The organism is Streptomyces sp. NPDC058326, assembly GCF_042879855.1.
Taxonomy (GTDB): domain Bacteria; phylum Actinomycetota; class Actinomycetes; order Streptomycetales; family Streptomycetaceae; genus Streptomyces.
This window is the reverse complement of the sequence record NZ_JBHVZO010000014.1, coordinates 104,944-129,126: the sequence shown is the minus strand read 5'-3', so window position 1 is coordinate 129,126 and position 24,183 is coordinate 104,944. Positions and strand designations below refer to the sequence as shown.

The window sequence follows — 24,183 nt, the reverse complement described above, 5'->3', positions numbered from 1 at the left end:
GGCGGCCGGGACACGCCTTTCGCTCTCTCTGACGGTCCGGGGGCTGTCAGTGGGACACGAGGACGGCGGAAAGGGCGAGCGCGCCCGGCAGGGCCTGGCCGAAGAGGATACGGCGGTTGGCCGTGGCGGCGCCGTAGATCCCGGCGATGACGACGCAGGACAGGAAGAAGACGCGGACGCGGAAGCCGGTGGGGTCGTCGGCGACGAGGCCCCAGACCAGACCGGCGGCGAGGAAGCCGTTGTAGAGACCCTGGTTGGCGGCCATGGCGGCGGTGTCACGGGCCAGGGCGGCGTCGAAGCCGGAGAAGCGACGGCCGATCGGCTTCTGCCACAGGAACATCTCCATCACGAGGATGTAGGCGTGCAGCAGGGCGACGAGGGCGACGAGGATGTCGGCGGTCAGCGGCATGTCCGCATTCTGCCGCCGTGCCCGGCCGGGAAGCCGCGCGACGCGAGCGTGCGGAGCGGAAAGAGGTCGGCCGCGCCGGAAGCCCGCCCGGCACGTCCCTCCGGGGCTCCGCTCCGATCGGGGCCATGACTCTCTCGCTCGGCTCCGTCTCGGCGCCCTCCGGCGGTTCACGCGGAGGTCCGCGAGGACGTGAATATGGTTCGCCCGTACGCCCCTCGCCGCCTACGATGACGTCCAAGGGCGGGGTCGTAGCACAGAGGTAATGCGCCGCGATGACATCTCGGAGGACGCCGGTTCGAATCCGGTCGCCCCGCCCCCTTCTTCCCCTCCCCGGCCTTCCCCGGCCCGGACGCTCTTCCGCTCAGGCGCGCGGCATCGCCCGCACCGCCGCCTCCGCGATGCCCCTGGCCTCCCGTTCGCACGTCTCGGCCGGATGTCTCCTGCCTCCCAGGCTCACGGACACGATCAGGTTCCCCGTGCGCGCGTACAGCGTGCACGTCGTCCGCTCGTCGCTCGGGCCGCTCCAGAAGGCCTCGTCGGCGAACGTGAGGCCGTTCTCCGGGCGTTCGCCCTCCGCGTCGTCCGCGAACTCGCTCCGCTGCCGTTCCGTGGCGTTCTCCTTCGTGCCCGCGCTGCGACGGAGGTTCCAGCCGACCGTGGCGTGGGCGTAGTAGTTCCAGCCGTCCGGCTGCGGTTCGTCCTTGTCGTGCCACGAGCAGCTGGTCTCGGCGCGGTCCGAGTACTCGGAGTACGCGTCCTGGTCCGCCCGCCGTTCCGGCAGCGGGAGACCGGGGGCCACCTCCGCGCAGATCGGCATCGTGACGTAGCGGTCCGGTGGCCCGGCCGCGCCTTCCTCCCGTACGTACCACCAGGCCCCGGCGCCGAGCACGCACAGGGCCACGACGGCCGCGACGAGCGGCCCCCGTCGTCGCCGTCGGGCGGGTGCGGCGGAGAGCCGGGTGGCCACGGCGGTCGGCGCGGCGGAGCCTCCGCCGCGCGGGACGACCACCGTGCGCTCAGGATGGTCGTCGCCCCGGGCGAGGAGGCGGTCGACGGCCCGCTGCTGGTCGGCGGCCATCGCGTGGACGGCGGGCGGCCACGGGCGGGCCGCCGGAACCGCCGGGCCGAGCGCGGCGAGGAGCTGGGCAGGGGCCGGCCGGGCCGTCGGGTCCTTGGCCAGGCACCACGTCACGAGGCCTCGCAGCTCCTGGGGCACGGCGGAGAGGTCGGGTTCGGTGTGGACGACGTCGTAGAGCGACTGGAGTGTCGACGCGGCGGCGAACGGGCTCGCGCCGGTCGCCGCGAGGACCAGGACCGAGCCCAGGGAGAACACGTCGCTCGCGGGGGTGAGTTCCCTGCCCTCCGCCTGCTCGGGCGACATGAACGCCGGTGAGCCGACGACCAGGCCCGTCGCGGTGAGTTCGGCGACGTCGCCGCCCTCGGCCGCCCGCGCGATACCGAAGTCGATGACGCGGGCGCCGTCCTCCGACAGCAGGACGTTCTCCGGCTTCAGGTCGCGGTGGATGAGCCCCGCCCGGTGGATCTCGTCCAGGGCGGTCGCCAGTTGTACGGCGAGCCGCCGTACCGTCTCGACGGGCAGGGAGCCGGACCGTTCCACCGCCGCCCCGAGGGAAGGCCCGGCGACGAACACGGAGGCGAGCCACGGCGTGGGTGCGTCCGCGTCGGCGGCCATCACGGCCGCCGTGCAGGCGCCGGACACCTTCCGGGAGGCCTCGACCTCCCGACGGAACCGGGCACGGAAGCCGTCGTCGGCGGCGAGCCGGGCGTGGACCTGCTTCACGGCGGCGAGCCGCCCGTCGGGCGCGGCGCCGAGGAAGACGCGGCCCATGCCGCCGCGCCCCAGTTCGGCCAGGAGCCCGTACGGGCCGGCCGTGCGCGGGTCGGTGGGGCTCAGGGGGCGGATCACCGTGCCGCCGCCTGCGTCGCCGCCAGCGCGACCGCCTGCTTCGCGCTGTCCTCGGTCAGGGCCTCACAGGTGCCCAGCGGGTGGTTCGGTCCCTTCACCTGGACGAAGAGGTCCAGGTTGACGTCCCGGGCGTACAGCACGCAGTACCGGCCGTCGGGCTTGTACCAGAGGGCCTCCTCCACGAACCCGAGGGCGAAGACCCGGTGGGTGTCGCCGCGGATGTACATGCCCTCGTGGTCGGTCTTCGCCAGTTCGGCGCCGGTGGGGCCGCCGGCCTTGCCCCGGAAGAGCTCCCACACGAGGACGACCCGGTCGCCGGAGCGGGTGTTCCAGGCGCACTGGTTCGACGACCCGCCGTCCTTCTGGCCGGTGGGCGGCCCGCCGTCCTGCACCCGTTCCGGCACGAACCCGGCCGGCAGCCGCATCGCCGCGCCCGCCTCCGCGCACGACGGGAGGGCGCCCGTGTACTTGTCGGCGACCTGACTCAGCGGCACGTTCCCCGGCGTCGGTACGGGCTCGTCGACGAACGTGTAGTACAAGTCACCCGCCAAGCCCGTCGCCGCGCCCACCGCCCCGGTGACCGCCAGGACTCCGGCGGTGACGGCGGCGACCGTCCAGCGCCGGCGGCCCCGGCCCCGTGCCCGGGGGAGGGGAACGGGGGCCGCCCGGGGCGCCGGCGCGGTCGCCACCGCGGCACGCACCAGCCGGTCGATCTCCGCCCGCTGCTCCGCGATCCGCCCGTGCACGGCCTCCGGCCAGGGCCGCGCGGACGGCGGGACCGGCCCGATCAGGGCGAGCAGTTCCCGCGGGGAGGGGCGCTGGGCCGGGTCCTTGGCGAGGCAGGCCGCGAGGAGGCCGCGCAGGTGGGGCGGTACGGCGTCGAGGTCGGGTTCCTCGTGGGCGATGCTGTACATGAGCCCGGGGGCGGAGGTACCTGCGAACGGCGTCTTTCCCGTGCAGGCCACGACGAGGGTGGCGCCGAGCGCGAAGATGTCGGCGGCGGGACCCGGGGTCTCGCCCCGGATCTGTTCGGGTGCCATGAAGGCGGGGGAGCCGATGAGCGCTCCGGTGTGCGTCAGCTTCGTGAGGTGGTCCGCGGCGCGGGCGATGCCGAAGTCGATCACCCGGACGCCGTCGTCGGTGAGCATCACGTTCGACGGCTTCAGGTCCCGGTGCACGAGACCCACCCGGTGGATGTCGGCCAGTGCCTGCGCGAGGCCGGCGGCCACCTGCCGTACCGGCGCCTCGGGCAGGACGCCCGCCGCGAGCACCTCGTTCAGTGCGAGTCCCGGGAGGAAGAGCGAGGCCAGCCAGGGTGTCGCCGCGTCCGGGTCGGCGTCCACCACGGGCGCGGTGTAGGCCCCCGAGACCCGGCGCGAGGCGTCGACCTCACGCCGGAAGCGGGACCGGAAGCCCTCGTCGTCGGCGAGGTCGTCGTGCACCTGCTTGACGGCCACCAGCCGTCCGTCGGCGGCCACGCCGAGTAGGACCCGGCCCATTCCGCCCTGCCCCAGCACCGCGACCGTGCGGAACGGCCCGACCTGTGACGGGTCGTTCGGCGTCCAAGGACGCATGTGATCACCCTCCCCCGTGAGCGCGGAACGGATCCTAGTCCCCACGGACCCCGAGCTCGCCGAATCCGCCGCGTGATCCGCAGGACACGGACGGGAGCGGTCAGTTAAGCCGGGCCCGCGCCGCCTGGGCGCGGCGCCGGATCGTCGTCGCCGACTCCGGGTCCACCGCGTCCATCACCTGCGCGTACGCCTCCATCTCGGCCGCTCCGGTCAGGAACTGGCCGCGCTGGACGAGCAGCTCGGCGCGCTCGTAGCGGAGTCTGGCCGGGTGGGAGGGGAGCAGCAGGGAGAGCTCCACCGCCCACAGGGCCACGTCGGAGCGTTCCGGTCGGGGCGCCGCCCAGGCGCGGATGTTGTTGAGGACGCGCAGCACGATCGCGCCGGGCTCGGCGGGCCGGAGCATCGAGCGGTCGAGGGCCTCGCCCGTCGCGCCGGCGACCAGGAGTTCGGCGTCCGTGCCGGTCATGGGGCGCCCGCCGGCGAAGGGGTCGGCGAGGTTCAGGTCGGCCGGGTCGCCGAAGCCGACGACGAAGTGGCCGGGCAGCCCGAGCCCGTACACGGGGGCGCCGGCCCGGCGTGCGACCTCCATCCAGACGACGGAGAGCAGGATGGGCAGGCCACGGCGGCGCCGGAGCACCTCGTGCAGCAGTGAGGACTCCAGACGCTGGTAGTCGGCGGGGACACCCTCGAAACCCTCGTGGCGGCCGAGGAGCGCCGCGAGCTCGCCGGTCCAGTCGCCGGTGATCCGGGTCGCGTACGGGACGAGCCCGGCGAGGCGGTCGAGCTCGATCTCGGCCTCGTCGAGGTCGCGCCGGGTGACCGCGGGGTCGGCGACCGCGCCGATGAGGAGGCAGAGCCGCGCGAGGTCGGGCCGTTCGGTCCTGGCCTCCTCCGCGAACTCCCGCCGCCAGTCGACCGCCTCGCCGCCCCGGGCGCCGACCGCTTCGCCGCCGGGCGGGCCGGCCGGCCCTTCGTCGTCCCGCGCCGCGCCGGCCGCGCCGTCCCCCGCGGCAGTCGGCTCTCCACCGTCCGCCGCGCCGTCCCCCGCGGCAGTCGGCTCTCCACCGTCCGCCGCGCCGTCCCCCGCGGCAGTCGGCTCTCCACCGTCCGCCGCGCCGTCCGCCTCCGGGCCGTCCCCCGCCTCCGGTGGTCCCTCGTCCGTCACGCCTCCGCCCATCGGTAGTGGTGGTAGTGGTGGTGGACCGTGAAGCCCATGCCGTCGTACAGCGCCCGCGCGCCGTCGTTGTCGGCCTCCACCTGGAGCCAGGCCGCCGAGGCGCCCTCGTCGAGGGCCTGCCGGGCGAGCGCCGTCATGACGGTCGTCGCCAGGCCGCGGCGCCGGTGGGCCGGGTCGACCTCGACGGCCATGAAGCCCGCCCAGCGCCCGTCGACGACACACCGCCCGATGGCTGCGGGTACCCCTTCCGTGCCCGCCACGGTCGCGAACCACACACTCGGACCCGAGGTGAGGACCTTCAGTACGTCCGGGCCCGGTTCGCCGAAGCGCTGGTAGCGGCGCAGCCACGGTTCGTCGACGGTGCGGGAGAGGCGTACGGCGGAGACGTCGGTGTCCAGGTCGCCGATCGGGGCCAGCGCCGCGATCCGGACCTCGGCGGAGACCTCGATCCGCCAGCCGTGCCGGTCGAGCGCGGCGCAGAGCAGCTCCTGGGTGCCTTCGGCGCCGGTGGCGGCCTGCACGTACGCGGGGAGGCTCCGGGCCGCGTACCACGCGCGTACGTGCGTCAGGGCGTCGGCGACCGGCAGGCCCGGATCACCCAGCGGGAGGACGGAGTTGGCGCGCCGGGTGAAGCCCACCCGTCGCCCGGCCACCGCCCCTCCAGGACGCCCTTCGGGCGGTACCTCCTGGAACGAGGCCCGCAGGGTCCACTCGCCGAGGGCTTCGCTCTCGACCGGCTGCCACGCGCGCGCGGTGGCCCGGGCCAGCTCGGGGAAGGTCGCCGAGGGGCCACGACGGCGTGCGGGGGCGGCCGGGACGACCTTGCCCGCGACGAGTGCGGAGTCCGGGATCCGGACGCTCTCGCCGCTCTTTCGTGTGATCAGCAACACAGAGTCATCCCATGATGTGAGAACTCCGACCGCGTCGGTGAACCTGCCCCCCGCCGCCGGTGACTCTGTCACGTACCGAACGGAGACACGTTTTCCCACGTCAGCGCTGCTGATGCGGACCTCAAGACGTCCTCCGCCGATGAATTCCACAGCTTCTCCGCCCCTCCTGTTCGGATCGCCCCCAAGAACGGAGATACTAGGTGCGGGCATCGACGACGCCGCGCTCCCGCGCAGACCAGCCCTATCGAGGAGGAACGACAGCGTGACCTACGTCATCGCGCAGCCTTGTGTCGACGTGAAGGACAAGGCGTGCATCGAGGAGTGCCCCGTCGACTGCATCTACGAGGGCAAGCGGTCCTTGTACATCCACCCGGACGAATGCGTCGACTGCGGGGCCTGTGAGCCGGTCTGCCCGGTCGAGGCGATCTTCTACGAGGACGACACCCCGGAGGAGTGGAAGGACTACTACAAGGCGAACGTCGAGTTCTTCGACGAGCTCGGTTCGCCCGGTGGTGCCTCCAAGCTCGGCGAGATCGAGCGTGACCACCCCTTCATCGCCGCCCTGCCGCCGCAGAACGGCTGATCGACCGCACCCGGTCCCGCACGGCGTCGGCCGCCGTGCGGGACCGAGGCGTTTCCCGACGCCTCTCCCATGTACGTACAGGAAGTGAGAGCCACCCGTGAGCGCAGTCTCTTCGCGCCTGCCCGTCTTCCCCTGGGACAAGCTGGAGCCGTACAAGAAGACGGCCCTGGCGCACCCGGACGGAATCGTGGACCTCTCGGTCGGCACGCCCGTCGACCCGGTCCCCGCGCTGATCCAGGAGGCCCTGGTGGCGGCGGCGGACTCGCCGGGCTATCCCACGGTGTGGGGGACGAAGGAGCTGCGGGACGCGCTCACCGGCTGGTGCGAGCGGCGCCTCGGCGCGGTGGGCTTCGCCCACGAGAACGTGCTGCCCGTGGTGGGCTCCAAGGAGCTGGTGGCCTGGCTGCCGACGCAGCTGGGTCTCGGCGCCGGTGACGTCGTCGCCTACCCGCGGCTCGCCTACCCGACGTACGAGGTCGGGGCGCGGCTCTGCGGCGCGACCCCCGTCGTCTACGACGACCCGACGGAGCTGGACCCCTCCGCGCTCAGGCTGCTCTGGCTCAACTCCCCGTCCAACCCGACCGGCAAGGTCCTCTCCAAGGACGAGCTGACCCGGATCGTGGCCTGGGCGCGCGAGCACGGCGTCCTCGTCTTCTCCGACGAGTGCTACCTGGAGCTGGGCTGGGAGGCCGACCCGGTCTCCGTCCTGCACCCGGACGTCTGCGGTGGCTCGTACGAGGGGATCGTCGCCGTCCACTCGCTGTCCAAGCGCTCCAACCTGGCCGGCTACCGGGCCGCGTTCGTCGCGGGTGACGCGGCGGTGCTCGGTGAGCTGCTCCAGATCCGCAAGCACGGCGGCATGATGACCGCGGCCCCGGTCCAGGCGGCGACGGTCGCGGCGCTCGGCGACGACGCGCACGTGGCCGAGCAGCGGGAGCGGTACGCGGCCCGGCGGGCGGCGCTGCGGGCGGCCCTGGAGGCGCACGGCTTCCGGATCGAGCACAGCGAGGCGAGCCTGTACCTGTGGGCGACCCGGGACGAGCCGTGCTGGGAGACCGTGGCGTACCTCGCGGAGAAGGGCGTCCTGGTGGCGCCGGGAGACTTCTACGGCGAGGCGGGGGAGCGGTTCGTGCGGGTCGCGTTCACGGCGACGGACGAGCGCGTCGCGGCGGCGGTCAAGCGTCTCGCCTGACCGCGCGTCACCGGCATGGGCGAGGGCCCGGGGAGCGGATGCTCCCCGGGCCCTCCGTCGTTCCCGTGCGGGGTCAGCCGACCGGCAGGCCGCCGAGGGTCTGGCCGGTGGGCAGGTTGCCCAGGCCACCGCCGAGGGCGCCGCCGGTCGGGCCCTCAGCGCTCTCGGCCGCGGCGCCGACGACCTCGCCCGCGCTGTCGGTGGTGTCACCGGTGACCTGCTGGGCGACCGGGGTGGCGGTCTTGCCCGCCGCGCCGACGGTCTTGCCGGCGGCGGGGACGGCCGTGCCGACGGCCTGGCTGCCGGTGGTGCCGACGACGTCGGTGGCGGTCTGCGAGGCGCTGTCGACGGCGGCGGCGTCCAGGGCGGTGACGCCGCCGAGCGCGCCGGTCGGCGCGAGGCTGTGGTCCAGGGCGCTCGCGGAGCCGGCCGCACCGACCACGGGGGCTGCTCCGGCCGCGATGAGGAGGGCGGCGCGGGCGATCCGGCGGGTCAGGGGGAGGGACATGGTGCTCCTTCGACGAGGTGCGACGTGTGGTTCGGACGCAGTGACAACCGGCCCTGGGGCGGGAGAGGTTGCGGAGGTCGAAGGTAAAGAGTTGGTCATGCGTCGTATTGTCGGGTGGGGAGGAAAACGGACGAACACGTCATTGCGCAGGCCTCTGCCGAACCGTCACTTCCCTTGTCCCGCAAGGGCATGGGGAGGGTGGGGCGCAGTGAGCGGAAAGCGGCTCGAAAGGGTGGTGAATTCTTCGGCCCCGGACCACCGCCGCGCCACGACCGAGTGAAGGACCGTACAGGTGCCCGACGACTGGACGGGAGCCGTATCCGGACGGCCTCGGCTACTGCGCGAGCCGCATCCGGACGGTCCCGTCGCTCCCGGCGGACGTGCCCGGGGACGTCGACCAGCCTCCGGCGGCCTCGCCGGCCCGCCACACCCGGCCTCCGTACGCGACCTCCGTGATGCGCAGCGTGTCCGCCCGCGCCACCGCCCACTGCGCCAGCTCCCAGCCGCGCCGCTCGTCGGCGCCGGCCCCCCGCGCCGCGCCGGCCGACGCCCGTACCGGCACCACGAGCACCGGCGGCTCGCTCACCGACCGGCCCGCGCTCGGACCGCCCGTCACCGCCCGCGGCGCCGCCTTCTCGCCGAAGGCCCGCACCAGCTCGTCCCGCACCAGGTCCGGATCGCCCGGCCGGCCCTCCGTCTCGTTCGCCGTGCAGGAGAGCGCCGCCGGCGCCCGGCCGGTCAGCGCCGCCGAAAGGAGCGTGGCGTCCGGCTCGTGCTTCGCGTACGCCTGCGGGAAGCCGCTCTTCTGCACCTTCTGCGCCGCCACCGTCAGCGGCAGCCGCGAATACCCCCGGACCTTCTCCAGGCCCTCGTAGAACTTCCCCGCCGAGTACACCGGGTCCATGATCTGCTCCGGCGTCCCCCATCCCATCGACGGCCGCTGCTGGAACAGCCCGAGCGAGTCCCGGTCACCGTGCTCGATGTTCCGCAGCGCCGACTCCTGGAGCGCGGTCGCGAGCGCGATCGTCACCGCGCGCTCCGGCAGCCCCCGGGTGGTGCCCACGGCCGAGATCGTGGCCGCGTTCGACGCCTGCTCCGGAGTGAACTCGTACCGGTTCTCGCCACTGCCCACACTGCACCGTGGGGTGCCCTTGCTCCCTGTCGTCTGGTGCACGGCCACGTACGCGGCGAGGCCGAGGAGCACGGCGAAGGCGGCCGCGGAACGGGCGAGGCGGCCGCGGCGGGCGGGGCGGGTGGGCTCGGACACGGGGCCCACCGTACTGGAGGCCGCGTTAGGGTCGGCACATGGCTGACATCACCCCGCTCGACTCGCCCCTCGACCTGTCCCAGGACGGGGCCGCGCTCACCGCCGCCCTCGTCGACTTCCCGTCCGTCAGCGGGACCGAGCAGCCCCTCGCGGACGCCATCGAGCAGGCACTCCGCGGCCTGCCGCACCTCACCGTCGACCGCTACGGCAACAACGTCGTCGCCCGCACCCGCCTCGGCCGCGGTGAGCGGGTCGTCCTCGCCGGCCACATCGACACCGTGCCGATCGCCGACAACGTGCCGTCCCGGCTCGACGAGGACGGCATCCTGTGGGGCTGCGGCACCTCCGACATGAAGTCCGGGGTCGCCGTCCAGCTGCGGATCGCCGCCACCGTGCCCGCGCCCAACCGCGACCTCACCTTCGTCTTCTACGACAACGAGGAGGTCGCCGCCGACCTCAACGGCCTCGGGAAGATCGCCGCCGCGCACCCCGACTGGCTGGAAGGCGACTTCGCCGTCCTCCTCGAACCGTCCGACGCACAGGTCGAGGGCGGCTGCCAGGGCACCCTCCGTGTCATCCTGCACACCGCCGGTGAACGCGCCCACTCCGCGCGCTCCTGGATGGGCTCCAACGCCATTCACACCGCCGCCCCGATCCTCGCCCGCCTCGCCGCCTACGAGCCGCGCAAGCCGGTCATCGACGGCCTGGAGTACCACGAGGGCCTCAACGCCGTGGCGATCCAGGGCGGCGTCGCCACCAACGTCATCCCCGACGCCTGCACGGTCACCGTCAACTACCGGTACGCCCCCGACCGCTCGCCGGCCGAGGCCCTGGCCCACGTCCGCGAGGTCTTCGCCGACTGCGACATCGCCGAGTTCGTCGTCGACGACGAGAGCCCCGGCGCGCTGCCCGGCCTCTCCCACCCGGCCGCCGAAGCCTTCATGAAGGCCGTCGGCGGCAGCGCCCAGCCCAAGTTCGGCTGGACGGACGTCTCCCGCTTCAGCGCCCTCGGCGTGCCCGCCGTCAACTACGGACCCGGCGACCCGATCTACGCGCACAAGCGGGACGAGCACGTTCCCGTCGACCGGATCCACCACTGCGAGGCACGGCTCCGCGACTGGCTGACCGCCTGACTTCCGTAATTTCGCGTTTCGTCACCTCTGTGGTCCTACGCTGACCGGACCAGAAGATCAGTTGGCGGTCGGAACGGACCGCCGATCGGCGGAGGGAGCAGGCCATGGGCATTCCCGAGGGAATGGCGAAGCCCGAGGAACAGCGACTCGGTCCGGTGCTCAGGCGGCGGGACCAGATCCAGCCGGGCACCACGGACCAGCGGCTGCTCGACACCGAGGGCGACTCCGAGTGGGTGCACACCGACCCCTGGCGGGTCATGCGCATCCAGTCCGAGTTCGTCGAGGGCTTCGGCGCCCTCGCCGAACTGCCGAGCGCGATCAGTGTGTTCGGTTCGGCCCGCACGAAGCCGGACTCGCCCGAGTACGAGGCGGGCGTACGGATCGGCCGGGCGCTCGTCGAGGCCGGCTTCGCGGTCATCACGGGCGGCGGCCCCGGCGCCATGGAGGCGGCCAACAAGGGGGCCAGGGAGGCCAAGGGCATCTCGGTGGGGCTCGGCATCGAGCTCCCCTTCGAGCAGGGGCTCAACCCGCACGTCGACATCGGTGTGAACTTCCGCTACTTCTTCGTCAGGAAGACGATGTTCGTGAAGTACGCGCAGGGGTTCGTCGTCCTGCCCGGTGGCCTCGGCACCCTCGACGAGCTCTTCGAGGCACTGACCCTGGTCCAGACCCGCAAGGTCACCCGCTTCCCGATCGTCCTGTTCGGCACGGAGTACTGGAAGGGCCTCGTCGACTGGCTCCGTGACTCGGTCGTCGCGGGAGGCAAGGCCTCGGAGCGCGACCTGCTGCTCTTCCACGTCACGGACGACGTGGAGGAGGCGGTCACGCTGGTGACGAAGGAGACGGGCAAGTAGGTCCCCGGGGGCGCCGCCCCGCGGCGCCCCTTCCGTCGCTCTACGCCAGCCCGCGCCGCGCGACGGCCGGCGGCCGGTGCCCGGCGATGGACGCCACCATGTCGAGCACCTGACGCGTCTCCGCCACCTCGTGCACGCGATACACCCGCGCCCCCAGCCACGCCGAGACCGCTGTGGTCGCCAGCGTCCCGAGCACCCGCTCCTTCACCGGCCGGTCCAGCGTCTCCCCGACGAAGTCCTTGTTCGACAGGGACACGAGCACCGGCCACCCCGTCTCCGCCATCTCCCCGAGCCGCCGCGTCGCCTCCAGGCTGTGCCGGGTGTTCTTCCCGAAGTCGTGTCCCGGGTCGATCATGATCGCGTCCCGGCGCACGCCCAGGGCCACCGCGCGCTCCGCGAGCCCCACCGTCACGCGCAGGATGTCGGCCATCACGTCCTCGTACGCGATCCGGTGCGGCCGGGTCCGCGGCTCGGCGCCACCCGCGTGCGTGCACACGAGCCCCGCCCCGTACTTCGCGGCCACCACGGCGAGACCCGGGTCGACCCCGCCCCACGCGTCGTTGAGGACGTCCGCCCCGGCCTCGCAGACCGCCGCGCCGACGTCCGCCCGCCAGGTGTCCACGCTGATGACCACGTCGGGGTGACGCCTGCGGACCTCCGCGACGAAACCGACCGTGCGGCGCGCCTCCTCCTCGGCCGTCACCTCCTCGCCCGGGCCCGCCTTCACCCCGCCGATGTCGATGATCGCCGCCCCCTCGGCCACGGCCTGCTCGACCCGGGCGAGCGCCGGCTCGTCCCGGAAGGTCGCGCCCTGGTCGTAGAAGGAGTCCGGGGTCCGGTTCACGATCGCCATGATCACCGGCTCGTGCGGCCCGAATTCACGCCGTCCCAAGCGCAGCATCCCTTTTGTCCTCCCTCGCGTACGTTCGCCTGCGACCCTAACTGTCGGTGGCGCATGGCACGATCGGCACGGGACGATTTCCACTCCGGGGAGAGGCACGCAGGTGTTCTGGTTTCTGCTCATCACGATGGTCGTGGTCGTGGCCGCGGTGACCCTGGCCGTGGTCGGCGGCGGCGACAGCGAGGTGCTGCCCGAGGTGGCGCCCGAGCAGCTCGTCGACCCGCTGCCGACGGCCCGCCCGGTCGACCGCGCCGACGTCGAGGCGCTCCGCCTCCCCGTCGCGGTCCGCGGCTACCGGATGGCGGACGTCGACGACGTCCTCGTCCGCCTCGGCGCCGAACTCGACGAGCGGGACGCGCGGATCGCCGACCTCGAGGACGCGCTCGCGGGAGCGGTCGCGGAGGGTCACGGAGAGGACGACCGGTCATGACGGCCGGCGAGGCGGTCCCGGGGCCGGACGGCCGGCCGCGCTGCCCCTGGGGCCTGTCGACCGAGGACTACGTGGCGTACCACGACGAGGAGTGGGGCCGCCCGGTCCACGGCGACGACGCGCTCTTCGAGCGGCTCTGCCTGGAGGCCTTCCAGTCGGGCCTCTCCTGGATCACGATCCTGCGCCGCCGCGGGGGCTTCCGGCAGGCCTTCGACGGCTTCAGGATCGCCTCCGTCGCGGAGTTCGGGGACGCGGACCGCGAGCGGCTCCTCGCCGACGAGGGCATCATCCGCAACCGTGCCAAGATCGACGCCACCCTCGCCAACGCGAAGCTGCTCGCCACCTGGTCCCCCGGCGAACTCGACACCCTGATCTGGTCGTACGCCCCCGATCCGGCGGGCCGCCCGGTCCCGCGCACGGTCGCGGAGGTCCCGGCCGTCACGGACGAGTCCACGGCCCTCTCCAAGGCCCTCAAGAAGCGAGGCCTCCGCTTCATCGGCCCCACCACGGCGTACGCCCTGATGCAGGCGTGCGGCCTCGTCGACGACCACCTGAAGGGGTGCGTGGCCCGGGGCGGGAAGTAGCCCCGGACCACTGGTCCCGTCCGGATCAGAAGATGTGGACCCGATCGGCGGTGTCCCAGCTCATGTCGGGCTGCGGGCCGCCGAGGCCGCCGCGGCCGTTGCCGGCGTAGACGTACAGCTGGTTCCAGTCGATCGGCCGCATCACGTCCGATGTGCCGTCGCCCGTCACGTCACCGACGGAGAACACGGGCGCGTTCGTCGGCCAGGCGTAGGGCAGCTTGGTGCGGGCGCCGAAGCTGCCCCGGCCGTTGCCCGGGTAGAGCCACAGCCCGCGCGATCCGTCCCGCGCGACGAGGTCCGACCTGCCGTCGCCGTTCAGATCGCCGGGCGCCACGAGCCGGTTCATGACGTGCCAGCCGCCGCCGACCCTCTTACGGGCGCCGAACCAGCCGCGCCCGTTGCCCGGGTACGTCCACAGGACCCCCGCCGTGTCACGGGCCACGAGGTCGCGGCGGCCGTCGCCGGTGATGTCACCGACCGCGGAGATCGCCTTCAGGCTGTTCCAGCCGCCGCCGACCTTGAGGCGCGGCTTGAACCAGCCCCTGCCGTTGCCGGGGTAGAACCAGAGGATGCCCGCCCTGTCGCGGGCGTAGACGTCCTCGTTGCGGTCGCCGTTGTAGTCGCCGTGCCGGACGATCTGCGTCATGGCGTTCCAGCCGCCGCCGATCAGGGCGCCCTTGGTGTTCCAGTTGGCGTCGCGCACGCCGTTGAGGAACCACAGACGGCCGTCGTCGGCGCGCTCCACGAGATCGGGGATGCCGTCGTTGTTGAGGTCGCCGAACTGCGCCGCGGCCGGCAGACCGCTCGGACGCTTCTCCATGGGCGACCAGTCCATCCACGGAACGCCGGAGTTCGCCTCCCAGTGGGTGGTGGCCACGCGGATGGAGCTGAGCCTGTTGTCGAGCTGGCCCATCACGGAGCCGTCGAGGCTGATCCCGCCGTTGTACGGGTCGACGACCAGGGAGTCGCCGCCACCGTAGTCGCGGTCGACGGTGAGGAGGGCGTGCAGGCCGGAGCGGTTGACCAGCGAGGAGATCTTGTTGTCCCAGGTCCCGAGGGAGGCCTGGCTGGACGTGATGATCTTCATCTCGCCCTTGAAGTCGTGGTACTGGAAGACGCAGAGCCGCCCGGACGGGCAGCGCTCCGAGCCGGCGGCGGCCGGGGGAGCGGCGGTCATGAGTGTCGCGAGGGACGCCGCCGTGGTGACGGCGGCGGCCAGGGCGCGACGGCCCCGAAGGGTGTGGATCATGGCGCGGAGGTCCATTCGGGAAAGGGTCAGAAGGCGTAGTGCGTGGACCGGATCGAGGCGAGGACCCAGGGCGCGCGGAGGCGCCCGTCCCCGGTGCCGGAGTAGACCCGGAGCCGGTTCTCGTCCGGCATGCCGGAGGCGGGGGCGTGCGCGACGAGGTCGGCACGGCCGTCACCGTTGATGTCGCCGAGGCCGGCCAGTTCGTCCATGGCGTTCCAGCCGCCGGAGCCGATGAGCTCGCGCGCGCCGAACCAGCCGCGGCCGTTGCCCGGGTAGAGCCAGAGCCTGCCCGCCGTGTCGCGGGCGATCAGGTCGGCCTTCTTGTCGGAGTTCATGTCCCCGGCGCCGACGAGTTCGTTGATGGACTTCCAGCCGCCGCCGACCTTCTTGCGGGTGCCGAACCAGCCCTTGCCGTTGCCGGGGTACGTCCAGAGGACCCCGGTGGCGTCGGTGGCGAGCAGGTCGCCCTTGCCGTCGCCGGTCAGGTCGCCGGCGGCCGTCAGGTCCCGCAGGGAGTTCCAGCCGCCGCCGACCTTGAGGCGGGGCTTGAACCAGCCCTTGCCGTTGCCGGGGTAGAGCCAGAGGACGCCGGAGCGGTCGCGGGCGTAGACGTCCTCGTTGCCGTCGCCGTCGTAGTCGCCGTGCCGGACCAGCTTCGTCATGGCGCCCCAGCCGCCGCCGACGAGTCCGGGGTTGCTGCCGCTGGTGTAGTCGTGGGACACCCACAGCTGGCCGACCATGTTGCGGGTGACGACGTCGGCGAATCCGTCCCGGTTGAGGTCGCCGAAGGCGCCCGACGCGGGCAGCGTCGAGGGCCGGCGGTTCACCAGGTCGTACATGGTCGGGTAGCGGCCCTCGCTCCCGCAGAAGTCGTCCGCGTCGGGCCCGACATCGACGGAGCTGACCGCCCGGTCCAGATGGGGATGGGAACTCTCGTCGAACGACTCCGAGGAGTAGGAGTGGATCGCGCCTTCCGGATCGAGTCCGGGCTCGGGGTGGAGGCAGACCGCGCTGCTGTACCCGGGCAGCTTGACGACGTACGACCGGATGCGGTTGTCCCAGGAGCCGAGCGACAGCATCGGCTTCCGGATCACGATCATGTCGCCCTGGTACCGGGGCTGGCTGAAGCCGCACACGGCGTTGTCGGGACAGCGGTCCCAGCCGTCCGCGGCGGCGGACGGCTGGGACAGCACGGTGGCGGACAGGCCCAGGGCCAGACCCGCCGTGAGCGCGCCGCGAAGAAGGCGCGCCGAAGGAGAAGGACGCACGGAACCCCCCAGGTATGTGCGTACGAATGGTGAGCGGATCTTATAGACGCGCCCGCCCCTCGTACGAACGGGTTCCGGGGTCCGTCACCTGCCCAGGTACTGCGGCTTCTCCTTCGCGATGAAGGCGCGGACCGCGATCGTGTGGTCCTCCGAGGAGCCCGCCAGGGTCTGGAGCTCCTCCTCCTTGTCCAGGGCCTCGGCGAGCGAGTGGTCGGCGCCGTAGGCGAGGGACTCCTTGAGGGCCGCGTACGCCACCGTCGGGCCCTCCGCCAGGGTGCGGGCCACCTTCTCGGCCTCGGCGGCCAGGTCGGCGGCCGGGACCAGGCGGTTCACGATGCCGAGCTCGTATGCCTCCTGGGCGCTGATCGACCGCGGGAAGAGCAGCAGGTCCGACGCCCGGCTCGCGCCGATCAGCCGGGGCAGCGTCCAGGACACGCCCGAGTCGGCGGTGAGCGCGACGCCCGCGAACGAGGTGTTGAACGAGGCCGTGTCGGCGACCACCCGGTAGTCCGCCGCGAGCGCGAAGCCGAAGCCGGCCCCGGCCGCGACACCGTTCACGCCCGCCACCACCGGCTTGCGCATCCCCGCGAGCGCCTTGGTGATCGGGTTGTAGTGATCGCGGACCGTGTTCATGGTCGCGCGCGTGCCGTTCTCCTGGTCCGCCATGAGGAGGCCCACGTGCTCCTTCAGGTCCTGCCCGACGCAGAACGCCCGATCGCCGGCCGCCGTGAGCAGCACCGCACGTACGGCGGGGTCCGCCGCGGCCGTCTCCGCCGCGTCCCGGAGGGCCACCTTCGCCGCCACGTTCATGGCGTTCATGGCCTCGGGCCGGTTGAGCGTGATGGTCGCGAGTCCGTCGCTCACTTCGTACAGCACCGTGTCGGCCATGGGGTTCCCTTCGCCTCTTTGCGTCGTTGACCAGCTCAGCATGGCGGAGATCACCCGCACCGCACATGTGAGCTGCGTCAAAGATTGAGAGGCTCCAACCTGACGCCGAGCGGCGAAGTATCGCAGGCCGATCGCCGAAATGTGGGGTTTTGCGAGAGCGCGTTGCGCAAGCGATGCCATTCGATGTTGGTCATCGGGTCCTGCCATGCGGGATAATGACCTGGAAGCAATGTGTTCGAAGCCGGTGAAGCGTGCTCCACATCATGGAGCTGCCCGGCTGACAAAGAGCTGGTTTCAGGAAGGGGAACAAGCATGGCGGCCATGAAGCCGCGGACGGGTGACGGCCCGCTCGAGGTGACCAAGGAGGGGCGGGGCATCGTCATGCGCGTTCCGCTCGAAGGCGGCGGTCGGCTTGTCGTCGAGCTGACCCCGGACGAGGCCCAGGCACTGGGCGACGCTCTGAAGCAGGTCGTCGGCTGACCCTCTTCTCCACGATTCCCCACCGCTGCCCCGGTACGGCCCGCCCGTACCGGGGCAGCGGTGCGTCGGGGTGCGGGAGGGGCGGATCTCGTCGTACGGGTGTCCCGTACGGGCGCCGTGGGGGCCTCAGCCCCGGCGGACCGCGCAGAGCAGGCCGTCGCCCACCGGCAGCAGGGAGGGAACGAACTCCTGGCTCTCGCGCACCGCGCGCAGCAGTTCGCGGACCCGCTGCACCTCCGCCGGCTGCGCCCCCGAGTCGACCGTGCGGCCGTCGGCGAAGACACCCTCGAAGCAGACGAGACCCCCAGGCCGGAGCAGGCGCAACGATTCAGCGAGGTAGTCCAGGTACTCGAGCCGGTCGCCGTCGCAGAACACGAGGTCGTACCCGCCGTCCGCGAGGCGCGGCAGGACGTCGAGGGCGCGGCCGGGGATGAAACGGGCCCGGTTCCCCGCGAAGCCGGCCGCGCGGAACGCCGTCTTCGCGAGCTGCTGGCGCTCCGGCTGGAGGTCCACCGTCGTCAGGACGCCGTCCGGCCGCATCCCGAGCAGCAGATAGATGCCCGACACGCCGGTGCCGGTCCCGATCTCGGCCACCGCCTTGGCGTCCGCCGTCGCGGCGAGCAGGCGCAGCGCACCGCCGGTGCCCGGCGACACCGAGGGCAGCCGTGCCTCCTGGGCCCGCTCCCGGGCCCAGCGCAGAGCATCGTCCTCGGCGACAAAGGCGTCGGCGAACGACCAGCTCGTCTGCCGGTTGGCGGTAATGGCCCTCTCCTGTCCCCGTAGTTGACGCAACGGTGACTGTATCCGCTGTCAGCGGGAACCCGCAGATGGGACCGTGCGTTCACCAGGGGTAGGACGCGACAGGGGACAGCCGGGCGGCCGGGTTCCAAATTCGCGTAAAGATTCTTATCCGGAGCTAACGGGCGGGGTGGCTATGGTAGGGGCTCCACTGGACACCACCAGAGCCGACAGGGGAGGTGCGGCTGCGCCTGTGGATCGGGGAGGAGTGCTTCGGCGTCTTCTCAGGTCGGCGGGTGAGCCGAAATCCGTGACCGACACCGCTGACCGATTCCGCTCCACCGACTCCGCTCCCACCACCGCGACCTTCGCATCGGATGCGGAATCGCAGGCGTGGACTCCGCCCACCTGGGAGGAGATCGTCAGCACGCACAGTGGCCGGGTCTACCGCCTCGCCTACCGCCTCACGGGCAATCAGCACGACGCCGAGGACCTGACGCAGGAGGTCTTCGTCCGCGTCTTCCGCTCGCTGTCGACGTACACGCCGGGCACCTTCGAGGGCTGGCTCCACCGCATCACCACCAACCTCTTCCTCGACATGGTCCGCCGCAAGCAGCGCATCCGCTTCGACGCGCTCGCCGACGACGCCGCCGAGCGACTGCCCAGCCGCGAGCCCTCGCCGCAGCAGGTCTTCAACGACACGCACTTCGACGCCGACGTGCAGCAGGCCCTCGACACCCTCGCGCCCGAGTTCCGTGCCGCGGTCGTCCTCTGCGACATCGAAGGACTGTCGTACGAGGAGATCGCCGCGACCCTCGGCGTGAAGCTCGGCACCGTCCGCAGCCGGATCCACCGCGGGCGCTCCCACCTCCGCAAGGCGCTCAAGCACCGCTCGCCCGAGGCACGGGCGGAGCGTGCCCTGGCCTCCGTCGGATGGGAGGCAGGGACAGCGTGAGCGGCACACGTCCCTCGTCACCGACCCCCGCGGAACACCACCTCGGGGACCGGTTGGCCGCGCTCGTCGACGGCGAGCTCGGCCATGACGCCCGCGAGCGGGTCCTCGCCCACCTCGCGACCTGCGCCCGCTGCAAGGCCGAGGCCGACGCGCAGCGCACCCTCAAGAGCGTCTTCGCGTCCGCCGCGCCCCCGCCGCCCTCGGAGGGCTTCCTCGCCCGCCTCCAGGGCCTCCCCGGAGGTCCCGGCGAGCCGGGAGGCCCCGGAGGGCCCAGCGGGCCCCTGGAGCAGTTCCTCGGCGCCGGCGGAGTGAAGTCCGACGGCTTCGCCACGGCGGCGGTCGTCACCCCGCACCCCCCGCACACCGGCTTCCGCATCCACGCCGTCGGCGACCGTGCCTCCGGATCCTCCGGGCGCGGGCGGCGCTTCGCCTTCGCGGCGGCCAGCGCCGTCTCCTTCGCGGCGATCGCCCTCGGCGGCACCCTTCCCCTCGAAGCCTCGGTGAACGCGAGCGGGCGGGGCGGTCAGGGCACGGGCAGCGCCGTCACCCCGTTGCGCGCCACCGCCACGGGCCCCGGCGGCGGCACCGCCGTGACCCGGGGCACGCGCTCCGGCGAGCGCGGCGCCCAGTCGGTCGACGCGGGGCAGACGGTCCCGGCCGGCCCGCTGTCATCGGTGGCCCCGGCGGCGGTGCCGCACGGGCCGGTGGTGCCGCACGCGCCGCTGGCCGCGGGGAACACGGGCACGGTCCCGGCGGGCGCGGTCCCGCCGGACGCGATGCGCTCCGCCGCGGCGCCGCTGCCGGCGGTGCGGCTCCAGAAGCCCGCCCCGCAGTCGCTCCTCGCCCTGTCGCCGCTCATACGGCCGACGGGCCCGGCCCTCCAACTGGCCTTCGCTCCCGGGCCGAGCCCGGCGCCGAGCCCGACGACCACACCGCTCGGCTCCCCCCGCTGACCCGCGACCTGGTTGAATCCAGGGACACGGGCGCCCGACCCAGGGGCGCGGACGGGTCTGCGGGTTGCGGGGAGAGCATGAACAACGGGAAGCCGAACTGGTGGAGCCGGCCTTCGAGTACACCGGAGGCGGCGCGGATACCCTCGCCGCCGCCGACCGGGGAGACGGCCGACGACGGTGACTTTCCCCTGCCCGCGCCGCAGCCACCGGCCGGGGGCGCCGCCGCAGCGCAGGACGCCCCCACGGCGGCGGACGGTACGGACGTGACGAACCCGTCCGAGGTGACGGACGCGGCGGAGACGGTGGTGCCGTCCGAGTCCGTCAGCACCGACACGTCCGGGGCCGCCCCCGTCGTTCTCCTGACCAAGAGCGAGCCCCCCGCCCCGGCCGACCACTCTTCCCAGGACGTTCCCGTGCCCGACGCCCCGGTGGCAGCCGAGCCCCGGCCCCTGCACGCGCCCGACGAGTACCGGACGCCGCCCTACGGGGAGCCGGGCCCCTGGGCGCCCGCGCCGCCCGTGCAGCGCCCGTCGGCGCCCGTACCGCCGCAGCAGGCGCACATGCCCCCCGTGCCGCCGCAGGCCCACCCCCAGCCGCACCCGCAGGCCGGTGCGCCCTGGGTGCAGTACGACCCCTGGGGGGCCGGCGGGCCCGCACTGCCGCCCGCGCCCGCGAAGAAGTCCCGCAAGGGGCTCGCCGTCGTGGGGGCGCTCGTCTTCGCGCTCGTCACCGGCGTCATCGGCGGCGGGATCGGCGCGTACGTCGAGCGGAACGGCGGGCTCACCACCGTCGAACTGCCGCAGGCGGACGCCGGGGACACCGGTCGTGCCCCCGACAGCGTGGCCGGGATCGCGGCCAGCGCCCTGCCCGGCGTCGTCACCCTGCATGTCAGGGGCGGCGGTTCGTCCGGCACCGGCACCGGCTTCGTCCTCGACACCAAGGGACACATCCTCACCAACAACCACGTCGTCGACGCGGCCGAGTCCTCCGAGGACATCTCGGTGACCTTCTCCAGCGGCGAGACCGCCCGCGCCAAGATCGTCGGCAAGGACACCGGCTACGACCTGGCCGTCGTCCAGGTCACCGGTGTCTCCGGCCTCAGGCCGCTGCCGCTCGGCAACTCCGACGACGTCCGCGTCGGCGACCCCGTCGTCGCCATCGGCGCCCCCTTCGACCTCTCCAACACGGTCACCTCCGGGATCATCAGCGCCAAGGAGCGCCCGATCACCGCCGGCGGAGAGAAGGGCGACGGCAGCGACATCAGCTACGTCGACGCGCTCCAGACCGACGCGCCCATCAACCCCGGCAACTCCGGCGGCCCGCTCCTCGACTCCAAGGCCCGGGTCATCGGCATCAACAGCGCGATCCGCGCCGCCGGCGGCGGCTCCGGCGAGGGCGACGGCGGCAGCGCCGCCCAGCCCGGCTCCATCGGCCTCGGCTTCGCCATACCGATCAACCAGGGCAAGCGCGTCGCCGAGGAGCTCATCAACACCGGCAAGGCCACCCACCCGGTCATCGGGGTGAGCCTCGACATGCAGTTCAACGGCGACGGCGCCCGCGTCGGCGAGAAGGGCAAGGACGGCTCCGCATCCGTCACGCCCGGCGGCCCCGCGGCCAAGGCGGGGCTCCGGCCCGGCGACGTCATCACCAAGGTCGACGGCCAGCGGGTGCACAACGGCGAGGAGCTGATCGTGAAGATCCGCGCCCACCGTCCCGGCGACCGCCTCGAGCTCACTCTGACCCGCGGTGGCAAAGAGCTGACAAAGACGCTGACGCTCGGTTCCTCGCAGGGCGCCTGAGCGCCATGTGGCCGACACCGGGAGGTACCCGTCCGGCGGTTTCGGCGGGTACCGTGGACCGGGCCCTTGACCGGCATGAAGGAGCTACTACGTGTTCAGCGACATAGGCGCACTCGAGCTGGTGGCGCTCGTGGTCCTCGCCGTGCTCGTCTTCGGGCCGGACAAGCTCCCGAAGGTCATCCAGGACGTCTCGCGCTTCGTGAAGAAGGTCCGTGACTTCTCCGACAGCGCGAAGGAGGACATCCGGAGCGAGCTGGGGCCGGACTTCAAGGACTTCGAGTTCGAGGACCTCAACCCCAAGACGTTTTTGCGCAAGCAGATGGACCAGAACGAGGACCTCAGGGAGCTGAAGGAGCTGCGCGGCACGTTCGACCTCAAGAAGGAGATGAACGAGGTCGCCGACGCGGTCCACGGCCGGGAAAGCGCTCCCGCCGCCGCACCTGCCGCGGTCAACGGCTCCACTCCCGACCTGCTCAAGAAGCAGGACAAGCCGGACAGCGGCGAGCGTCCGCCGTACGACTCCGACGCGACCTGACGACGGGCTGTCACCGCTCCGGTGCGTCCCGGTGGCTATCCTCACCTCTGTTGACGGAACGAGGAGGCGGCCGAGATGGAGACCACGAGTCGGGTGGAGGGCGTACCCGCGGCCCGGCGGACCGCCGAGGGCTACCTGCGCGCACCGTTCGCCTGGTACGGCCTGGACGAGGCGTTCACCGGGCCCCGCTGGCTGATGCAGGTCGGCACGGCGGCGGACGGCAGCGTGCAGCACGGGTCGACCGGACACGGTGACACGCCGTCCATAAAGTCGGACGCGAGCGCCACGGAGAAGGAGCGGTTCGCGGTCGTCGTGACGGTCGCGGCGAGCCCGGTACGGCGCACGGGGGACGGGACCGGCGTCCTCGACGCCACCACCGTCTCCTCGGCCGCCTGGCTGGCCGCTTCGGGGCTGCTCGTCCACACCTGGCCCGCCTCGCTCGACCACGCGACGCGGGACAACTGGCTGGACCAGCAGACCGAGACGGCGTTCGAGCTCGCCGACGACCTCGACGGTCCGGCGTGGTCGACGCTGTCGCTGCCGGTGGACGGTGTTCCGGTGCCGTTCCACTACCGGGAGTCGGAGTTCGGATGGGTCCTCGCGGGGTCCGCGGAGGGCGTCCACATCGGGGCGTACGGGCGGGGAATGAGCGCGTACGGGCTCGGGTTCTCGCAGATCAAGGACCTCGACGCGTACGCGTAGACATGGCGAAGGGCGCCCCCCGAGGGGGCGCCCTTTCCCCTGCCTCAGAACTTGTTGCGCGGGGTGATGCCGAGGCTCATGCCCGAGAGGCCGCGCTGACGGCCGCCCAGCTTGCCGGCGATGGCGCGGAGCGCCGCGCCCGCGGGGGAGTCCGGGTCGGAGAGGACGACCGGCTTGCCCTCGTCGCCGCCCTCGCGGAGCCGTACGTCGATCGGGATCGAGCCGAGGACCGGGACCGTCGCGCCCGTGGTCCGCGTCAGCCCGTCCGCGACCCGCTGGCCGCCGCCCGTGCCGAACACGTCCACCATCTCGTCGCAGTGCGGGCACGGCAGGCCCGCCATGTTCTCCACGACGCCGACGATCTTCTGGTGCGTCTGGACGGCGATCGAGCCGGCCCGCTCGGCGACCTCGGCCGCCGCCTGCTGCGGGGTGGTGACGACCAGGATCTCCGCGTTGGGGACGAGCTGGGCGACGGAGATCGCGATGTCGCCGGTGCCCGGGGGCAGGTCGAGCAGGAGGACGTCCAGGTCACCCCAGTACACGTCCGCGAGGAACTGCTGGAGCGCCCGGTGCAGCATCGGACCGCGCCACACGACGGGCGCGTTGCCCGGGGTGAACATGCCGATGGAGATGACCTTCACGCCGTGCGCCGACGGCGGCATGATCATGTTCTCGACCTGCGTCGGACGCCCGTCCGCGCCCAGCATGCGCGGCACGCTGTGCCCGTAGATGTCGGCGTCGACGACACCGACCTTCAGGCCGTCGGCGGCCATCGCCGCGGCCAGGTTCACGGTCACGGACGACTTGCCGACACCGCCCTTGCCGGAGGCCACCGCGTACACCCTGGTCAGCGAGCCGGGCTTCGCGAACGGCACCTCGCGCTCGGCGCTCGTGCCGCGCAGCGCCGCCGCCAGCTCCTTGCGCTGCTCGTCGCTCATCACGTCCAGCGTGACGTCGACGCCGGTGACTCCCTCGACCCCGGAGACGGCGTCGGTCACGCGCTGCGTGATGGTGTCCCGCATCGGGCACCCGGAGACGGTCAGGTAGACCGTGACGGCGACCTTGCCGTCCGGTTCGATCTCCACCGACTTGACCATGCCGAGCTCAGTGATCGGTTTGTTGATCTCGGGGTCGTTCACCGTCGCCAGTGCTTCGAGCACCGCGTCTTCCATAGCCATACCGACGAT

At 72.8% G+C, this 24,183-nt stretch carries 25 protein-coding genes and 1 tRNA gene; 13 read left to right on the top strand and 13 right to left on the bottom strand.

What is annotated here, in order from left to right; all coding sequences use genetic code 11:
* Window positions 1–46: 46 nt before the first annotated feature.
* Window positions 47–409, bottom strand: a complete 363-nt coding sequence (locus tag ACFVYX_RS24710) for a DUF1304 domain-containing protein (RefSeq protein ID WP_389683633.1) — start codon at window positions 407–409, stop codon at window positions 47–49.
* A gap of 240 nt (window positions 410–649) precedes the next feature.
* Between ACFVYX_RS24710 and ACFVYX_RS24705 the strand changes: the two genes are divergently transcribed.
* Window positions 650–724 (top strand) — tRNA-Val (locus tag ACFVYX_RS24705).
* 46 nt (window positions 725–770) lie between these two features.
* On the opposite strand, the gene ACFVYX_RS24700 is transcribed toward ACFVYX_RS24705, so the two are convergent.
* The 4 genes from ACFVYX_RS24700 to ACFVYX_RS24685 form a co-directional block, all read right to left on the bottom strand.
* A complete protein-coding gene (locus tag ACFVYX_RS24700; RefSeq protein ID WP_389683632.1) occupies window positions 771–2,336 on the bottom strand; it encodes a protein kinase in 1,566 nt (521 codons plus the stop codon).
* Window positions 2,333–3,910: a serine/threonine-protein kinase gene (locus ACFVYX_RS24695; RefSeq protein WP_389683631.1), complete on the bottom strand. Its 1,578-nt coding sequence runs from the start codon at window positions 3,908–3,910 to the stop codon at window positions 2,333–2,335. The genes ACFVYX_RS24700 and ACFVYX_RS24695 overlap by 4 nt, the downstream gene beginning before the upstream one ends.
* A 100-nt stretch (window positions 3,911–4,010) precedes the next feature.
* Window positions 4,011–5,075 (bottom strand): tetratricopeptide repeat protein, encoded by a 1,065-nt coding sequence (locus ACFVYX_RS24690; protein ID WP_389683630.1) that lies wholly within the window; start codon window positions 5,073–5,075, stop codon window positions 4,011–4,013.
* Window positions 5,072–6,127, bottom strand: a complete 1,056-nt coding sequence (locus ACFVYX_RS24685) for a GNAT family N-acetyltransferase (protein WP_389683629.1) — start codon at window positions 6,125–6,127, stop codon at window positions 5,072–5,074. The genes ACFVYX_RS24690 and ACFVYX_RS24685 overlap by 4 nt, the downstream gene beginning before the upstream one ends.
* 112 nt (window positions 6,128–6,239) lie before the next feature.
* Between ACFVYX_RS24685 and fdxA the strand changes: the two genes are divergently transcribed.
* Window positions 6,240–6,560: a ferredoxin gene (gene fdxA, locus ACFVYX_RS24680; protein ID WP_015035968.1), complete on the top strand. Its 321-nt coding sequence runs from the start codon at window positions 6,240–6,242 to the stop codon at window positions 6,558–6,560.
* 97 nt (window positions 6,561–6,657) lie between these two features.
* The gene (locus tag ACFVYX_RS24675) at window positions 6,658–7,752 is read left to right on the top strand and encodes a bifunctional succinyldiaminopimelate transaminase/glutamate-prephenate aminotransferase (protein ID WP_389683628.1); all 1,095 of its coding nucleotides are present in this window, start codon (window positions 6,658–6,660) and stop codon (window positions 7,750–7,752) included.
* Window positions 7,753–7,825: 73 nt separating this feature from the next.
* Here the strand turns inward: ACFVYX_RS24675 and ACFVYX_RS24670 are convergent, their stop codons facing one another.
* Both ACFVYX_RS24670 and ACFVYX_RS24665 read right to left on the bottom strand, forming a co-directional pair.
* Entirely contained in the window at window positions 7,826–8,260 is a 435-nt protein-coding gene (locus ACFVYX_RS24670) for an ATP-binding protein (RefSeq protein WP_389683627.1), read from the bottom strand.
* Between the two features lie 334 nt (window positions 8,261–8,594).
* Window positions 8,595–9,536, bottom strand: coding sequence for a hypothetical protein (locus ACFVYX_RS24665; protein ID WP_389683626.1), 942 nt, complete (start codon window positions 9,534–9,536; stop codon window positions 8,595–8,597).
* Between the two features lie 29 nt (window positions 9,537–9,565).
* Here ACFVYX_RS24665 and dapE point away from each other — a divergent pair, with 29 nt between their 5' ends.
* Entirely contained in the window at window positions 9,566–10,660 is a 1,095-nt protein-coding gene (gene dapE, locus ACFVYX_RS24660; RefSeq protein WP_389683625.1) for a succinyl-diaminopimelate desuccinylase, read from the top strand.
* A 104-nt stretch (window positions 10,661–10,764) separates the two neighbouring features.
* Window positions 10,765–11,514, top strand: a complete 750-nt coding sequence (locus tag ACFVYX_RS24655; protein ID WP_389683624.1) for a TIGR00730 family Rossman fold protein — start codon at window positions 10,765–10,767, stop codon at window positions 11,512–11,514.
* A 40-nt stretch (window positions 11,515–11,554) separates the two neighbouring features.
* Here ACFVYX_RS24655 and folP read toward each other — a convergent pair whose 3' ends face one another.
* Window positions 11,555–12,415, bottom strand: coding sequence for a dihydropteroate synthase (folP, locus tag ACFVYX_RS24650; protein ID WP_389683623.1), 861 nt, complete (start codon window positions 12,413–12,415; stop codon window positions 11,555–11,557).
* Window positions 12,416–12,518: 103 nt separating this feature from the next.
* Between folP and ACFVYX_RS24645 the strand changes: the two genes are divergently transcribed.
* Together ACFVYX_RS24645 and ACFVYX_RS24640 are read left to right on the top strand one after the other, a co-directional pair.
* Window positions 12,519–12,845, top strand: coding sequence for a hypothetical protein (locus tag ACFVYX_RS24645; RefSeq protein WP_389683622.1), 327 nt, complete (start codon window positions 12,519–12,521; stop codon window positions 12,843–12,845).
* On the top strand, window positions 12,842–13,429 hold the full coding sequence (locus ACFVYX_RS24640; protein WP_389683621.1) for a DNA-3-methyladenine glycosylase I: 588 nt from the start codon (window positions 12,842–12,844) through the stop codon (window positions 13,427–13,429). Before ACFVYX_RS24645 ends, ACFVYX_RS24640 begins: the two co-directional genes overlap by 4 nt.
* 25 nt (window positions 13,430–13,454) lie before the next feature.
* Here ACFVYX_RS24640 and ACFVYX_RS24635 read toward each other — a convergent pair whose 3' ends face one another.
* The 3 genes from ACFVYX_RS24635 to ACFVYX_RS24625 form a co-directional block, all read right to left on the bottom strand.
* On the bottom strand, window positions 13,455–14,693 hold the full coding sequence (locus tag ACFVYX_RS24635; RefSeq protein WP_389683620.1) for an FG-GAP-like repeat-containing protein: 1,239 nt from the start codon (window positions 14,691–14,693) through the stop codon (window positions 13,455–13,457).
* 11 nt (window positions 14,694–14,704) lie between these two features.
* Complete coding sequence (locus ACFVYX_RS24630) at window positions 14,705–15,946, bottom strand: FG-GAP-like repeat-containing protein (protein ID WP_389683619.1); 1,242 nt, start codon at window positions 15,944–15,946, stop codon at window positions 14,705–14,707.
* A gap of 84 nt (window positions 15,947–16,030) precedes the next feature.
* Complete coding sequence (locus ACFVYX_RS24625; protein ID WP_389683618.1) at window positions 16,031–16,834, bottom strand: enoyl-CoA hydratase/isomerase family protein; 804 nt, start codon at window positions 16,832–16,834, stop codon at window positions 16,031–16,033.
* Between the two features lie 312 nt (window positions 16,835–17,146).
* On the opposite strand from ACFVYX_RS24625, the gene ACFVYX_RS24620 reads away from it, so the two are divergent.
* A complete protein-coding gene (locus tag ACFVYX_RS24620; protein WP_073809075.1) occupies window positions 17,147–17,314 on the top strand; it encodes a DUF3117 domain-containing protein in 168 nt (55 codons plus the stop codon).
* 126 nt (window positions 17,315–17,440) lie between these two features.
* Here ACFVYX_RS24620 and ACFVYX_RS24615 read toward each other — a convergent pair whose 3' ends face one another.
* Window positions 17,441–18,106, bottom strand: a complete 666-nt coding sequence (locus tag ACFVYX_RS24615) for an O-methyltransferase (protein ID WP_389683617.1) — start codon at window positions 18,104–18,106, stop codon at window positions 17,441–17,443.
* A gap of 142 nt (window positions 18,107–18,248) precedes the next feature.
* On the opposite strand from ACFVYX_RS24615, the gene sigE reads away from it, so the two are divergent.
* The 5 genes from sigE to ACFVYX_RS24590 all read left to right on the top strand — a co-directional run bounded on the left by sigE (window position 18,249) and on the right by ACFVYX_RS24590 (window position 22,996).
* On the top strand, window positions 18,249–19,007 hold the full coding sequence (sigE, locus tag ACFVYX_RS24610) for an RNA polymerase sigma factor SigE (protein ID WP_079044462.1): 759 nt from the start codon (window positions 18,249–18,251) through the stop codon (window positions 19,005–19,007).
* A complete protein-coding gene (locus ACFVYX_RS24605) occupies window positions 19,004–19,960 on the top strand; it encodes an anti-sigma factor family protein (protein WP_389683616.1) in 957 nt (318 codons plus the stop codon). Before sigE ends, ACFVYX_RS24605 begins: the two co-directional genes overlap by 4 nt.
* Window positions 19,961–20,037: 77 nt before the next feature.
* A complete protein-coding gene (locus ACFVYX_RS24600; protein WP_389683615.1) occupies window positions 20,038–21,759 on the top strand; it encodes a trypsin-like peptidase domain-containing protein in 1,722 nt (573 codons plus the stop codon).
* Window positions 21,760–21,850: 91 nt separating this feature from the next.
* A complete protein-coding gene (locus ACFVYX_RS24595) occupies window positions 21,851–22,294 on the top strand; it encodes a sec-independent translocase (RefSeq protein ID WP_389683613.1) in 444 nt (147 codons plus the stop codon).
* A 75-nt stretch (window positions 22,295–22,369) separates the two neighbouring features.
* Window positions 22,370–22,996: a hypothetical protein gene (locus ACFVYX_RS24590; RefSeq protein ID WP_389683612.1), complete on the top strand. Its 627-nt coding sequence runs from the start codon at window positions 22,370–22,372 to the stop codon at window positions 22,994–22,996.
* A 44-nt stretch (window positions 22,997–23,040) separates the two neighbouring features.
* Here ACFVYX_RS24590 and ACFVYX_RS24585 read toward each other — a convergent pair whose 3' ends face one another.
* Entirely contained in the window at window positions 23,041–24,174 is a 1,134-nt protein-coding gene (locus tag ACFVYX_RS24585; RefSeq protein ID WP_389683611.1) for an Mrp/NBP35 family ATP-binding protein, read from the bottom strand.
* Window positions 24,175–24,183 lie beyond the last annotated feature (9 nt).